We start from the raw sequence: 12902 nt of genomic DNA on the forward strand, positions 1-12902 counted from the left end.
CCCTGTTTTCAAAAATGGGGATTGTCCACAGGGGTTGCTTGTTTGCACCCCGCAGGAAACCTATATTTCTCGCATGAACAGGGCGCACTTTTTTTCACCCACGGCCGGACGCATCATCGATGCGCCTCGCCAGACCCGTGCGCGATTCGCTATCGGCGATGTGGTCCGCCACCGGAATCATGACTTCCGGGGCGTCATCTTCGATATCGATCCGGTGTTCGCCCATAGTGAGGAATGGTACGAATCCATTCCCGTGGACGTGCGCCCCAAACGCGACCAGCCCTATTACCACCTCCTCGCCGAAAACGAGGAATCCAGCTACGTTGCCTATGTCAGCCAGCAGAACCTGCTCGCCGATGCCGAGGGCGGGCCGGTAGACCACCCCTCTTTGTCGCAGATGTTCGATGATTTCGGCAACGGGCGCTATCGGTTGCGGCGCGGTCTCGCGCACTGAACCCGCGCTTTTTCAGGACGATTCGGTACCTGTTTCTGAAAAGGAATGCGCGCCGCCTTCCAGCAGGCGCGTGATCTCGCCGTACGGAACCGGGCGTGAAAGCAGGTAGCCCTGTACTTCGTGGCATCCCAGTGACCGCAGGTGCGAGAGCTGGGCCTCGGTCTCCACGCCTTCGGCAGTCAGGTTCAGGCCATTGGCGCGGGCAACGTTGACGATCGCCTCCACCAGGGCCGCGCCCGGTCCGGTGTTCACCGCATGGACGAAGGAACGGTCTATCTTGATGCGATCCACCGCAATGTCGCGGATGTGGCTGAGCGAGGAATAGCCCGTTCCGAAATCGTCGAGCGCACAGGCCACCCCGATCCGGCGCAGCGCCTTGAGAGACGCGGAGACCTCTTCCGAAGCAGACATCAGCGCGGTTTCCGTCAGCTCCAGTTCCAGACGGCGCGGATCGAGGCCGGTCTCGTTCAGGACCGCCCGCACATTGTCCACGAAGGCCCTGCTGCGCATCTGCACCGGCGAGACGTTCACCGATATCCGCAGGTCGGGCCAGGCCATGGCATCGTCCACCGCCTTGCGCAGCACCCAGCCGCCAAGCACCTCGATGAGGCCGGACTCTTCGGCCTGCTGGATGAAGCCGGCAGGGTTGACGAGACCGTTCACCGGATGGTTCCAGCGCAGCAGCGCTTCCACCGCGACCATCCGGCCACTGACCGTCGAGTAGACCGGCTGGTAGAAGACCTTGAGCTGCTCGTCGCAATCCAGAAGCGCCTGGCGCAGCTCGCGATTGGTCGTCTCCCGCAGCCGCACCACTTCGTCCATGCTCGCCTCGAAGAAGGTGAAGCGGCTCCGCCCTTCCATCTTCGCCTTGTAGAGAGCGATGTCCGCACGCCGCGTCAGCTCGGTGCGGTCGGTGCCGTGGTCCGGCGCGACGGCAACGCCGATGCTGGCGCCGATGAACGCCTGCGCGCCGGCCACGTCGAACGGACGCTCGATCTCGGCTACGATGCGTTCGCAGATCTGCCCGATCGCCTCGCGGGATTCCGGCTCGACGACGAGCACGGCGAACTCGTCTCCTCCAAGGCGCGCGACCATGTCGTAGCCGCGCACTTCCGAGGTCAGCCGCCGGGCGACCTGACGGATCAGCGCATCGCCGGCGGGATGGCCCAGACTGTCGTTCACCTGCTTGAAGCGGTCGAGGTCGATGTAGAGCAGCCCGACAAGGCCGCCCTCCCGGCGGCAGCGGGACAGGGCAGCGTCCAGCCGCCCTTCGAACATGGCGCGATTGGCCAGTCCGGTCAGGGCGTCGTGCAGCGCCTGGTGGCGCGCCTCGCTCCGGCTTTCCTCTAGATCGAGCGTCCGGCTGGCGAGCCGGCCGGCCAGGAGGTAGATCACCACGGCCGAAAGCAGGAGGACCAGCAGCACGACCGGCCCGACCGACCGGGTCACCTCGCTCCCCGGCGCGAAGGGATGCCATACGAAGTAGCCGATGACATCGCCGTCGCGCGAGCGGAGCGGCACCGAGGCTTCGCCCCAGGCCCTGCTCGGCGATATCTCGTAGCGCGCCTGTGCGAGGCCGTAGTTGCTGCCGAGGCGGGCGAAGAAGTCGTTGTCGAGATAGACGACACCGATATGCACCGGCTCGCTTCCCGGCTTCTGGACGATCGAGCCGCTGTCCGAAAGGATCGGCTTCGCGCTGACGATCGCCGGACGGCCGCGCAGGATCGCAAGGTCCGAGGCGCCGGGCGAGATCATGGGAACGCCGCCGACACCCACTTTTCCGCTACCCCGCGTGCGGCGCAGCCGCATCACCAGCGGGTCGGCCACGTCTTCGATGGCGATGTAGGTTTCCGGCACCTTCCGCTTGCCGCCGCGCATGGCGTAGATCGGCACGCTCTCGGGGGAAAGGACATAGACCTCGTTGAACCCGGCATATTGATCGAACCAGATGCCGAGGTTGAGATCCATCCAGTCCTGATCGATCGGGCGCCTGCGCGCTTCACGCAAGGCATCGTCCCACACGGTCGACGATTCCTGCGCATGGCCGACCCGCTCGATGCTCTGGGCGAGGACGAGCGACACGATGGAACGGTCTCGCTCGCTTGCGATGCGGTCGATCTCGCGCCCGGACCAGATGAGGAAGCCGACGATCAGCATGACGATGAAGAGCGCGGCCACGACGATATGCGGCGCAAATCTGGCCGCTTCCGACTTGCGAACCTTGCGCGTGTGGATCGGAGCGAACACGCGGAAATCCTTAGCCTTCGAGGGATACCAGAGCATTAGAAGGCAACAGCAGGCCGACCACAAGCGAAAGCGCGGCCATAAGCGTCACAATGCGTCAACCATGTGACAAGGGCCTTCACCTCCGCCTTCGCCACATGCGAAAACGCCCCGGCCGGATGTCCGAACGGGGCGTCTGCAACTGCGAAGGGGAAAGGATGTCAGCCCTTGAGCTTCCAGCCCGAACGCAGGACCAGATAGATGATGCCCGCCAGCACGGCATCCAGCAGACCCATCCCGATCGCGCTGTGGAGCACGGCCATGTTGGTATCGCCGATATCGCTGACACCCAGGAAACCGAACCGGAAGCCCGAGATCACGTAGAAGAACGGATTGAGGCGGCTGATCGCCTGGAAGGTGGGCGCCAGGTTGTCGATCACATAGAACGTGCCGGAAAGCAGCGAGAGCGGCGCGATCACGAAGTTGGTGACGGCGGCGTTGTGATCGAACTTCTCGGCCCAGATCGACGACAGGAAGCCGAGCAGCGCGAGGAATACCGAACCTGTGAGGCCGAACCAGATCACGGCCCAGGGATGCGCCATCGAAAGGCTCACACCCGGCCACAGCAGCATCGCGCCCGACAGCGCGAGCCCGACCAGAACCGCGCGGGTCACCGCCGCGGCGACCATGGCCAGCATGAGTTCGCCTTCGCTCAGCGGCGGCATCAGGTAATCGATGATCGTTCCCTGGATCTTGCCCGCCAGGAACGAGAAGCTGGAATTGGCGAACGCGTTCTGCATCATGCCCATGACGATCAGGCCGGGCGCCACGAAAGTCGCGAAGTTGACGCCGAGCACTTCACGGCCGCCGCGCCCCATCGCCACGGTGAAGATCACCAGAAACAGCAGGGTAGTGATCGCCGGTGCCCAGATCGTCTGGGTCTGGACCTTGAAGAAGCGGCGGACCTCCTTCATATAAAGGGTCTTGAGCCCCTCCCAGTTCACCTGGTGGATCAGGGGTTCTCCCTTCGCCGGGAAATGGCGGGCCGGGATCGTCCGGGGCACGATGTGTTCTGACACGCTCCCGTCCTGTGTCGGCAGTTCGGTCGAATTCGTTTGATCGGGCATGGACCGGCGAGTATCGGCTGCGGCTTTCCAAGGCAAGCCGCGCCACGGAATTTTGGGGCGATTCTTGGTTCGCCCGATGAAGAGATGGAACACCGAATGAGCTGGACGGACGAGCGGATCGAGAAGCTGACCAAGATGTGGGAGGGCGGAGCCACCGCCAGCCAGATCGCGGACGAGCTTGGCGGCGTCAGCCGCAATGCGGTGATCGGCAAGGCACACCGCCTCGGGCTCAAGGCACGCCCTTCCCCGGTCAAGGCCAACGAAAAGCCGGCCCGCCCGGCACCCGCCCCGAAGAAGCCCAAGCCCGTTGCCGAGGCCGCGCCAGCCGCGCCCGCGCCGCAGGTCGAAGCGCCCGTCGTGCGCGCCGCGCCGCAGCCGCCCGTGGCGCCGGCGCCCCGCAGCCCCGCTCCGGTGGCACCGCCGGTCGCCGCCAGCGAAGATGCCCCGGCCGCGCCGAAGGGCCCGCGCGTCGTCTCTGTCGGCCCCGGCGGCTTCCTGCGCCAGGGCCCCGGCGATCAGCAGCAGCCGATTCCGCCCGCGCCGCCCCGCCGCCTGGTGCCTGCCAAGCCGAGCGCGGAAATCGCCGACAAGACCAGCCTCCTCGACCTCAGCGACCGCGTGTGCCGCTGGCCGATGGGCCACCCCGGCGAACCGGACTTCCACTTCTGCGGAGAAAAGGTGAACCCCGGGTTCCCTTATTGCGTCGAGCATTGCGGCCGGGCCTATCAGGCACAGCTGCCGCGCGGCGCGCGCCGTCCTCCTCCGCCGCTTCCCTTCGGCGGCCCGCGGGTTCGCTGATCCGATGAAGACGATGGTGCGGCGACGGGCCCTGAATGCCTGGCTCATCGCCGCACCGTTCGTTCTGGCGCTCGCCGCCCCTGCCCTCGCGCAGAACGCTCCGCCCTCCGGCGAAACCGCCGCACCGAAGCCTGCCGAGCCCAAACCTGCCGAGCCCAAGCCTGCAGAACATGTCTACGTTGCGCTGACGACCAGCGCCGGGACAATCACCCTCGATCTCGACAAGGCCCACGCCCCGCTCACGGTCGCGAACTTCCTCAAGTACGTCGACAGCCGCAGGTTCGACGGTGCCAACTTCTACCGCGCCATGCATCTCGACTGGGGCGACCAGCCCAACGGATTGCTGCAAGGCGGCCTGCAGGGCATCAACGTGCTGCCGCCGGTGCCTCATGAGCCCACCAGCGTCACGGGGATCACGCACAAGGCCGGCACCATCTCCATGGCCCGCTACGCGCCCGGCAGCGCCACGGCGGACTTCACGATCATGCTGAGTGACATCCCGTCCCTCAATGCGCAGCCCGCTTCGGACAATCCCGAAGCCCGCGCAGGCTTTGCCGCCTTCGGTCATGTCGTCTCGGGCATGGACGTGGTGCGCAGGATCTGGGACCAGCCCCGTTCGCCCACCAAGGGCGAAGGCGTCATGAAGGGCCAGATGCTCGAACCGCAGGTGAAGATCGTGAGCGCGCGCCGCGTTCCCCCGCCCGCCACACCCTGAGACTTCCGGCGCCGGCCGCCATTTCCACAAAGACAATAGCGCTGTGCGTCGCCCTAGCGCGTAAAGCCGGCAGCCTGCCGAAGATTGTGGATTAAATTTCTGGCATCTCCCTGAACACAACCACATCGGCGTTAGCTTTGGGTAATGCCGCCGCCTGTCGATTCGCTCATAATCCGCGGGTTTCCGCCCTTATTCGGCGCTCCCGGTTTGCCAGACCAACTGTCTCGCCTTCCACGGTAAGAGAACATTTACCCAATCGCCAAATCGAATACGGGAAATCCCTTAGTTGGTCCCAGTGACCACGGGAGCCATTGAACTTTCAGGGGTTGTGGGACTCCCTCTCAGGTCCGGGGGCACGGACTGCATCTATTCGGTTCGATGTACTTTTGAGAGTGCGATGATAGAAAATTTACCTTGGAATTGCGCCGGCGAGGCCGGTCCAACTGTCGTGTCGCACGAAGAGTTCTGGTTCTCGCTCAAGTTGAGAGTTGAATCAACTTCTCAGCTTTGGCAGGCGGCCGCGCTTCGCTGCATGAGTCAATCGGACGTCTCCTATGAGGAGGTGGACGAACTGATCGGTCCGATCGACGATCCATCGATCGCGGACTGCCTGATGATCCTGGCGTTGCCCGAACGTATTCCGGGCTGCACCAGGCTCGACGTCTCCCTCCAGTCGGCGGAGAGCGTGGAGCCGGCAACGGGCATCGGAAATGCCAACCGTCACAGCACGGTCGGCCAGGCCTGAAACGAGAAAGGCCCCTGAACCAGCCGGTTCAGGGGCCTTTCTCGTTTTCGGGGCCGTTCCGGTCAGCTATCGGTGCTGGCGCCGGCAGCCGCGAGGGCGACGAGGCCGGAGGCGGACATGCGGATACCGTTGACGCCCAGCATGATGTTGGTGCCGTCGGTCACCACGTCATCCACGATCGCCACCGAGTTGATCGTCGTATCCAGCGCATTGCCGGCGGCATTGGTGGCCGTGATCGACAGGGTATAGGCGCCGTCCGCGGCCTTCGTGCCGTCAGCCTTGGTTCCGTCCCACTCGTAGGAGCCCTGCGTGGTGGGATCGAGCGTCACGGTGTTCACCACGGTGCCCGAGGAATCCTTGATCGTGGCGGTGATGGTGGAAGGCGTGCCGTCCACGTAATAGGTCCAGTGGGCCGGTGCGTTGCCGAGCCCGGCAACCGGGGAATCGAAACGCGCCTCGCGCCCGATGTAGCTCGATGCCTGCGCCATCTGCTGCGAGGTGAGCTGGCTGAGGATGTCCTCCAGCTTGCCCGTCTGCTGGATCGACTGCTCCACCTGCGAATACTGCACGAGCTGCTGCGTATATTCCGAGGTATCCATCGGATCGAGCGGATCCTGGTTCGTCATCTGCGTCGTCAGCAGCTTGAGGAACAGGTTGTAGTCGGTCAGCAGCCCCGAAGTGGAGGCCGCCGTGGTGTCGCTCGTGGTCGACGTCGTGCTTGAAACCGTGGTCATTGCTCTTGTGCCTTATGCCATGAGATCGACATGACCGCTGCTCCTGAGCGGTCGGTAGATCGGGTCGTCGCTCCCGCCGAATGTGTCGGACAGGCTGCCCTGCGCCTGCCGCTGCCCTTGCTGGTCACCCTGCCAGCGCTGTCCGCCCTGCCCGCCTGAGCGGCTGTCGAAGCGCAGGGACTGGCCGTCGGCACGGATACCGGCGTCGGCCAGCGCGCGATTGAGATCGGTGCTTTCGCGGCGCAGCATGTCGAGCGCGGAAGAACTGTCCGCCGACATGACCGCGCGCAGAACGCCCTCGTGGTCGAAGGATAGGCGCACGTCGATCCGGCCCATGTGGCGCGGGTCGAGGCGGATGAGCAGGTCGTCGCTGCCCTTGTCGAGGGCGCGGGCGATCTCCACGCCGATATCGGCGCCGAACTGGCCCTCCTGAACGGATACCGCTGCGCTCTGGGTCGCCGACTGCGTTGCCGGGTAAGGCAGCGCGGCCGGGCGCGCGGCCGTGCCGGTCAGCGTCTGCGACAGCAGCGGGGTCGAAAGATTGCCGTCGCCCTGCGCGGAGGACTGATCCGGTGTGAAATCGGCCTGCTGCATCGCCGCCGGGCCGGCGCCCTGTCCGCGCGTTGCCGCCGGCTCCGGGGCGAGGCGGTCGGCACTGCCCGCCGAACGATCGGCAGCGGATGCCCTGCTCGCCAGCTTGCTGCCGGACTTGCCGCCAATTTCGCCGCTCTTGGCGCCACCTTCGGTTTTTTCGGCCTTCACGTCCGGGACCGCCTGCGGCGCCACCGCCAACGCAGGCTGCGTCGCAGCGGGCACGGGCATGTTCTGAACTTGCGCGGTCTGGACAAGGCTCGCCGGATCCACGTCCGCATCGCCGGCATCCGGCGCGCTGCCGTCCTCGGCAACCGGCGCATCGGCCGCCGCGCCATCGGCCGGTACTGCCGTGTCGGTGCCGGAGGGAACCTGCGAAGCGGCGGCCTGCGCCGCAAGCTGCGCCAGCGTGGTCTTTGCCGTCTCCGCCTGCGGAACGAGCTTGTCGGCCACCGTCTTGTGTGCGGCCACCGGCTTGGCGCCCTGTTCCGGCTTCCCGGCGAGCGCCGCGCCCGGTGTCGCTGCTGCCTCTTCAAGCGAAGTCGCCGCGGTCCACGGCTGCTGGACGAGCTTGCCGTTCTCGGCAGCGTCAGCGGGAGCGGGAGCGGCCAATGCCGGGTCGGCGGCGGGAACGGTTTCCGCTCCGGTCCCCGCCGCCTCGCCCGCGATCATGGCAGAAGCGGCAGGCGCGGTCTTGCGGGTCGCGCCGAGCAGGGTTCCGAACGCGACCGGCGCCTTCTGTCCGCTTGCGGCCAGGCTGTCGGCGCTCGTTGCGGCGCCTGCCGCCGGTGCGGAGGTGGGAAACAGGGCATTCATGGAAACCGGCATTATGGAGCATCCTCCGGCCGGCGATACGCGGCCATGTTGTTATCATAGAGGGTTTGCACCGGTCCCGGTCGCACCCTCGCCTTCACGCGGGCCTGCCGCTTCAGCCGATCGTGCCGAGGCTGCGCAGGCGCGCGCGCGGATGGATTTCGTTCTGCGAGAGCACTACCGTTGCAGGGCGGACGCGCTCGATGATCGAACGCACGAACGGCCGCAGCGGCGGGCTGGTGAGCAGGCAGGGAATTTCGCCCTGCGCGGCGAGGCGGTCGTAACCCTCGCGGACGGCGGTGATGAAGGCCTGGAGATGCGAGGGCGCCATGGCGAGGTGGCGGTCGTCGCCCAGGCCGACGATGGCCTCCCCGAAAACCTCGTCCCATTGCCCGCTGAGCGTGACGATGGGGATCGTCCCGTCGAACGTCTGCTGGGCGGAGATCTGGCGCGAAAGGCGGGCACGGACGTGCTCGGTCACTTGCGTGAGGTTGCCCGACATCGCGGTTGCCTCGGCAATGCCTTCGAGGATCGTCGGCACGTCGCGGATCGACACGCCCTCGGACAGCAGGTTCTGGAGAACGCGCTGCACGCCCGAGATCGAGATCTTGCCGGGAATGATATCGGAGATGAGCTTCTCCGATTCCTTGTGGACCTCGTTCAGCAGCTTCTGCGTCTCGGTATAGGAGAGCAGGTCGGCGATGTTGTCCTTGACGATCTCGGTCAGGTGCGTCGTCACCACGGTGCCGCAATCGACCACGGTAAGGCCGCGGAATCCGGCTTCCTCGCGCATGTCCCGGTCGATCCAGAGCGCCGGAAGCTGGAACACCGGCTCCTTGGTGGCCTCGCCCCGGATGCCCATGTCCTGGCCGGAAGCGTTGATCACCAGCAGCTTGCCGATGCGCAGTTCGCCGCGCGCGATCTCGGTCTCCTTGACGAAGACGATATATTCGTTCGGCTTGAGCGCCATGTTGTCGAGAATGCGGACCGAGGGCAGCACGAAGCCGTAGTCGATCGCCATCTGCCGGCGCAGCGCGCGCACCTGGTCGTCCAGGCGCGGCTCGGCCTGCGAATCGTTGATGAGCGGCAGCAGGCCGTAGCCCAGCTCGATGCGCAGCGAATCGATGGCAAGCGTGCGCGAGATCGGCTCCTCGGCCTGCGCCTCCATCTGCTGCTGGTGCGTGAGCGCTTCCTGCATCCGCTCCTGCGCGGCCTTTGCCTCGGCCTTGCGCGACATCGACCAGGCCAGCCAGCCACAGGCCGCGCCAAGCGATGCGAACGGGAAGAACGGCAGGCCGGGCATGAGCGCCAGCACGCCCATCAGCACGCCGACGATGCCGAATGCCTTGGGATAGCGGCCGAGCTGCTCGCCGAGCGCGGCGCCGGTCTTGCCGACCACGCCGCCCTTCGAGACCAGCAGGCCCGCCGCCGTCGAGACGATCAGCGCCGGAATCTGGCTGACCAGACCGTCGCCGACGGTCAGGATCGTGTAAGTGGTGAAGGCCTCGCCGAAGGGCACGCCGTGAATGGCCACGCCGATGATGAGGCCGACGACGATGTTGATCGCGGTGATGAGCAGGCCGGCAACGGCATCGCCCTTAACGAACTTCGAGGCACCGTCCATCGCGCCGTAGAAGCCGCTTTCCGCCTCGATCTCGGCGCGGCGTTCGCGGGCCTGCGCCTCGGTGATGGTGCCCGCATTGAGATCGGCGTCGATCGCCATCTGCTTGCCGGGCATGGCATCGAGGCTGAAGCGCGCCGCCACTTCGGCGATGCGCCCCGCGCCCTTGGTGATGACCACGAAGTTGATGACGATCAGGATCGCGAAGATGGTGAGGCCGATGACGGTCTCGCCGCCCATCAGGAACTCGCCGAAGGCCGCGATAACGCCGCCCGCCGCGTGATGGCCTTCGTGCCCGTGCCCCAAGATCAGGCGCGTCGAGGCAAGGTTCAGGCCCAGCCGCAGCATCGTCACGATCAGCAGGATCGTCGGGAAGCTGGAAAGCTGGAGCGGCTTTTCGATGAACAGCGCCGTCATCAGGATCAGGACCGAGGCCGTGATCGAAAGCGCCAGACCCATGTCGAGCATCCAGCCCGGCATCGGCAGGATCAGCATGGCGATAATCGCGCTGACGCCCAGCGCCAGCGCCAGGTCGCGGCTGGGGCCGAGGCGCGTCAGGAACTGGTCGAGCCTTGCAGAGACGAGTGCGTTCATCGCTTCACCGGGTTCCGAAAGCTTCAGTGGCGGATCAGGCCCGGCGGCACCACGAGGCCGTCGGACAGGAAGGTTCGCAGCTTGTTGCGCATGGTCCGCACCGAGATGCCGAGCATCGACGCTGCGGTCGTGCGGTTGCCGCGGCAGCGTTCGAGCGTCTGCAGGATCAGCTCGCGCTCCACTTCGGCGATGTTCTGGCCCACCAGTTCCGACACCGCCATGGTGACGGACTGATTACCGGCCCGTTCACCACGCAGGCGCGCCATGACATCCTGAAGGTTCACCGCGATATCCACCACGACGATATCGCCGTTGGCACGGTGCCACGCTTCGAGCACGGCCGGGTTCGCGGTTCCCACCGCGATGCTCGCGGCCGACCCGCGCACCATCTCGACCGCGAGGCCCATGGCGTTGCCAAGGTCGCCGACCAGCATCAGACGGGTCGGATCGTGATCGGACACGGGCATCATGCCTCCTGCCGCACGATTTCGGTCAGCGTGATGCCCAGCGTGCTGTCGATCAGGACAACTTCGCCGCGAGCGATCAGGCGATTGTTGACGAAGATGTCCACCGGCTCACCCACCCGGCGGTCGAGTTCGACGACCATGCCGGGCTTGAGGCGCAACAGTTCGCCGATGTCCATGCGCGAACGGCCAAGCACGGCCTGGACCTTCACCGGCACGTCGAACACGGCGTGCAGGTCGTCGGGCGTGGGCGGCGTGGTCGGGCGCGGGGACCGTTCGGTCGTTCCTTCGCCGCCCATGTCAGCGGGGTTCTCTTCGGTCAGGTGAGCAGGCGCCAGCTGGCGCGGCTCGAGCTCGTCGCTCATGGTCATACCTTTCAACTGTTCATCCACTGACGGATTACGGATGCGGATTCTGCGGGACTGGCCGAGATGGCGTCACCGATGCGGCGCAGGGCGGAAAGCTTGATGCGGCCATCGACCTGAGCAAGCGCGATCTCCTGGTCGAGCAGGGGTTCGCCCTCTCCAGCCCGCATTTCCTCGAGCTGCCGCATGGCGTCCTCGTCGCCGTCGGCCGCCCGTTCGCTCAGCGAGATCATCTCGGCATCCGGAGCGGGCAGGCGCTGTTCCACCACGCCTTCCACCAGCGGCGGTTCGCCGAGCTTGGGCTTCAGCATGCGGATGGCGAAGAGGATAATGCCGCCCACCAGCAGGATCTTCAGGACGTCGAAGATGCGGTCGGTGGTGATGCCGAAGGGCAGGCCGGAATCGGCGCCATCGAGATCGGTCGGCGCGTTGAACGCCATGTTCTCGACCACCACGCTGTCGCCGCGATCGGCATCGAAGCCCACGGCGTTCTCGACCAGCCGCTGCAGGCGCTGGACCTGCGCGGCAGGAAGGCCCTGCGGACCGCCGTCGACCATGACCGCAACGGTCAGGCGCTTGACCTGCCCGGGCGTGCGGACCGCGACCTTCTGGGTCCGGCTGTTCTGGTAGGTCGTGTCTTCAGACGTCTCGTTCTGCGCCGAACGGCGGTTTTCGCCGCCGTTGCCGGCCACGTTGCCCTGGTTGTCCGGCAACTGCGCGCCCACGGTCACGCCTTGCGCGCCGGCGGAGTTCTCGTCGTTCTGGTTGTTGGATTCCACCGTCACCTGATGGGCGACGACCTGGGTATCGGGATCGAAGACTTCCGATTCCTCGCGTACCTGATCGCGTTCGAGCACGGCGGCCACTTCGGCGCGCACCTTGCCCTGGCCCACGATCGGCTCGATCATCGATTCGATCTCGTTGCGCAGGCGCGCCTCGACGGCGTTCTGGCGATCCTCGAGATTGCCCGCGCCCGCATCGCCGCCCTCACCCGCACGCGCCAGAAGCGCGCCGGTCTGGTCGACGATCGACACAGCCTCGGGATTGAGATCGGGCACGGCGGAAGACACGAGATAGCGGATCGCCTGGACCTGCTCGCCGGAAAGACGGCCATTGGTCTTTACCGTGACGGAAGCGCTGGCCTTGCGCGGTTCGGTCTCGAACATCGCGCGGTCGGGCATTACGACATGGACGCGTGCCTTGGCCACTTTCTCAAGGCTCTCGATCGAACGGACCAGTTCGCCTTCGATGGCGCGGGTCTCGTTGAGCTTGGCGCGCGAGGACGAGATGCCGAAAGGCTCCTCGGCATCGAGCACCTCATAGCCGATCTTGCCGCCGAGCTGCTCGGACGCCATCGACATGCGCAGTTCGGCCAGCTTGTCGACCGGCGCCATGACCGACGTGCCGTCCGCCGAAAGCTGGAAGGGCACGTTCTGCCCCTTCAGCTTCTCGGTGATCGACTGCGCGGCCGAAGGATCGAGATCGGTATAGAGGTAGCCCATCTCGGTCGTGGGGCTGCGAAAGGCCATCCACCCGAGACCCGCCAGCATGGCAAGGGCCACGCCCCCCATCAGCAGGGCCCGGCGCGGACCGATCTGCTCGATAAAGTTCCGCAACGCGTTCAAAAGTCGCCTCTTACATCAGCAGCGGCACCCCCC

12 protein-coding genes are annotated in these 12902 nt (G+C 65.9%); 4 read left to right on the forward strand and 8 right to left on the reverse strand.

What is annotated here, in order from left to right:
* Window positions 1–73 precede the first annotated feature (73 nt).
* Window positions 74–454, forward strand: a complete 381-nt coding sequence (gene hspQ, locus U9J33_RS16255) for a heat shock protein HspQ (RefSeq protein WP_054434385.1) — start codon at window positions 74–76, stop codon at window positions 452–454.
* 12 nt (window positions 455–466) lie between these two features.
* On the opposite strand, the gene U9J33_RS16260 is transcribed toward hspQ, so the two are convergent.
* Window positions 467–2701 (reverse strand): putative bifunctional diguanylate cyclase/phosphodiesterase, encoded by a 2235-nt coding sequence (locus U9J33_RS16260; protein WP_324696727.1) that lies wholly within the window; start codon window positions 2699–2701, stop codon window positions 467–469.
* A 197-nt stretch (window positions 2702–2898) separates the two neighbouring features.
* Window positions 2899–3804 carry an ABC transporter permease gene (locus tag U9J33_RS16265; RefSeq protein ID WP_054437843.1) on the reverse strand — a complete coding sequence of 302 codons (906 nt, stop codon included), beginning with the start codon at window positions 3802–3804 and terminating at the stop codon, window positions 2899–2901.
* Window positions 3805–3900: 96 nt separating this feature from the next.
* Between U9J33_RS16265 and U9J33_RS16270 the strand changes: the two genes are divergently transcribed.
* The 3 genes from U9J33_RS16270 (at window position 3901) to U9J33_RS16280 (ending at window position 6062) form a co-directional block, all read left to right on the forward strand.
* A complete protein-coding gene (locus U9J33_RS16270) occupies window positions 3901–4602 on the forward strand; it encodes a GcrA family cell cycle regulator (protein WP_054437845.1) in 702 nt (233 codons plus the stop codon).
* A gap of 13 nt (window positions 4603–4615) precedes the next feature.
* Window positions 4616–5317: a peptidylprolyl isomerase gene (locus U9J33_RS16275; protein ID WP_420719889.1), complete on the forward strand. Its 702-nt coding sequence runs from the start codon at window positions 4616–4618 to the stop codon at window positions 5315–5317.
* Window positions 5318–5849: 532 nt separating this feature from the next.
* Window positions 5850–6062, forward strand: a complete 213-nt coding sequence (locus tag U9J33_RS16280; protein ID WP_324696733.1) for a hypothetical protein — start codon at window positions 5850–5852, stop codon at window positions 6060–6062.
* 62 nt (window positions 6063–6124) lie between these two features.
* On the opposite strand, the gene U9J33_RS16285 is transcribed toward U9J33_RS16280, so the two are convergent.
* From U9J33_RS16285 to fliF, 6 genes are all read right to left on the reverse strand, one after another.
* A complete protein-coding gene (locus U9J33_RS16285; RefSeq protein WP_185996716.1) occupies window positions 6125–6796 on the reverse strand; it encodes a flagellar hook assembly protein FlgD in 672 nt (223 codons plus the stop codon).
* 12 nt (window positions 6797–6808) lie between these two features.
* Window positions 6809–8215: a flagellar hook-length control protein FliK gene (locus tag U9J33_RS16290; RefSeq protein WP_324696737.1), complete on the reverse strand. Its 1407-nt coding sequence runs from the start codon at window positions 8213–8215 to the stop codon at window positions 6809–6811.
* A 100-nt stretch (window positions 8216–8315) separates the two neighbouring features.
* Complete coding sequence (gene flhA / locus U9J33_RS16295; RefSeq protein WP_054437852.1) at window positions 8316–10415, reverse strand: flagellar biosynthesis protein FlhA; 2100 nt, start codon at window positions 10413–10415, stop codon at window positions 8316–8318.
* Window positions 10416–10438: 23 nt separating this feature from the next.
* On the reverse strand, window positions 10439–10885 hold the full coding sequence (locus tag U9J33_RS16300; RefSeq protein WP_324696739.1) for a helix-turn-helix domain-containing protein: 447 nt from the start codon (window positions 10883–10885) through the stop codon (window positions 10439–10441).
* Entirely contained in the window at window positions 10882–11244 is a 363-nt protein-coding gene (gene fliN, locus U9J33_RS16305; protein WP_054437989.1) for a flagellar motor switch protein FliN, read from the reverse strand. Before fliN ends, U9J33_RS16300 begins: the two co-directional genes overlap by 4 nt.
* An 11-nt stretch (window positions 11245–11255) precedes the next feature.
* Window positions 11256–12869, reverse strand: coding sequence for a flagellar basal-body MS-ring/collar protein FliF (gene fliF / locus U9J33_RS16310; protein ID WP_054437854.1), 1614 nt, complete (start codon window positions 12867–12869; stop codon window positions 11256–11258).
* Between the last annotated feature and the right edge of the window lie 33 nt (window positions 12870–12902).

It is taken from the genome of Novosphingobium sp. RL4 (assembly GCF_035658495.1).
In the GTDB taxonomy this organism is placed as follows: Bacteria; Pseudomonadota; Alphaproteobacteria; order Sphingomonadales; family Sphingomonadaceae; genus Novosphingobium.

Excerpts from the sequence above, each read along its gene's own strand:
- hspQ (WP_054434385.1), top strand. The coding sequence starts at position 74 with ATGAACAGGGCGCACTTTTTTTCACCCACGGCCGGACGCATCATCGAT.
- U9J33_RS16265 (WP_054437843.1), bottom strand. The coding sequence starts at position 3,804 with ATGCCCGATCAAACGAATTCGACCGAACTGCCGACACAGGACGGGAGC.
- U9J33_RS16270 (WP_054437845.1), top strand. The coding sequence starts at position 3,901 with ATGAGCTGGACGGACGAGCGGATCGAGAAGCTGACCAAGATGTGGGAG.
- U9J33_RS16275 (WP_420719889.1), top strand. The coding sequence starts at position 4,616 with ATGGTGCGGCGACGGGCCCTGAATGCCTGGCTCATCGCCGCACCGTTC.
- U9J33_RS16280 (WP_324696733.1), top strand. The coding sequence starts at position 5,850 with ATGAGTCAATCGGACGTCTCCTATGAGGAGGTGGACGAACTGATCGGT.
- U9J33_RS16285 (WP_185996716.1), bottom strand. The coding sequence starts at position 6,796 with ATGACCACGGTTTCAAGCACGACGTCGACCACGAGCGACACCACGGCG.
- U9J33_RS16290 (WP_324696737.1), bottom strand. The coding sequence starts at position 8,215 with ATGCCGGTTTCCATGAATGCCCTGTTTCCCACCTCCGCACCGGCGGCA.
- flhA (WP_054437852.1), bottom strand. The coding sequence starts at position 10,415 with ATGAACGCACTCGTCTCTGCAAGGCTCGACCAGTTCCTGACGCGCCTC.
- U9J33_RS16300 (WP_324696739.1), bottom strand. The coding sequence starts at position 10,885 with ATGATGCCCGTGTCCGATCACGATCCGACCCGTCTGATGCTGGTCGGC.
- fliN (WP_054437989.1), bottom strand. The coding sequence starts at position 11,244 with ATGAGCGACGAGCTCGAGCCGCGCCAGCTGGCGCCTGCTCACCTGACC.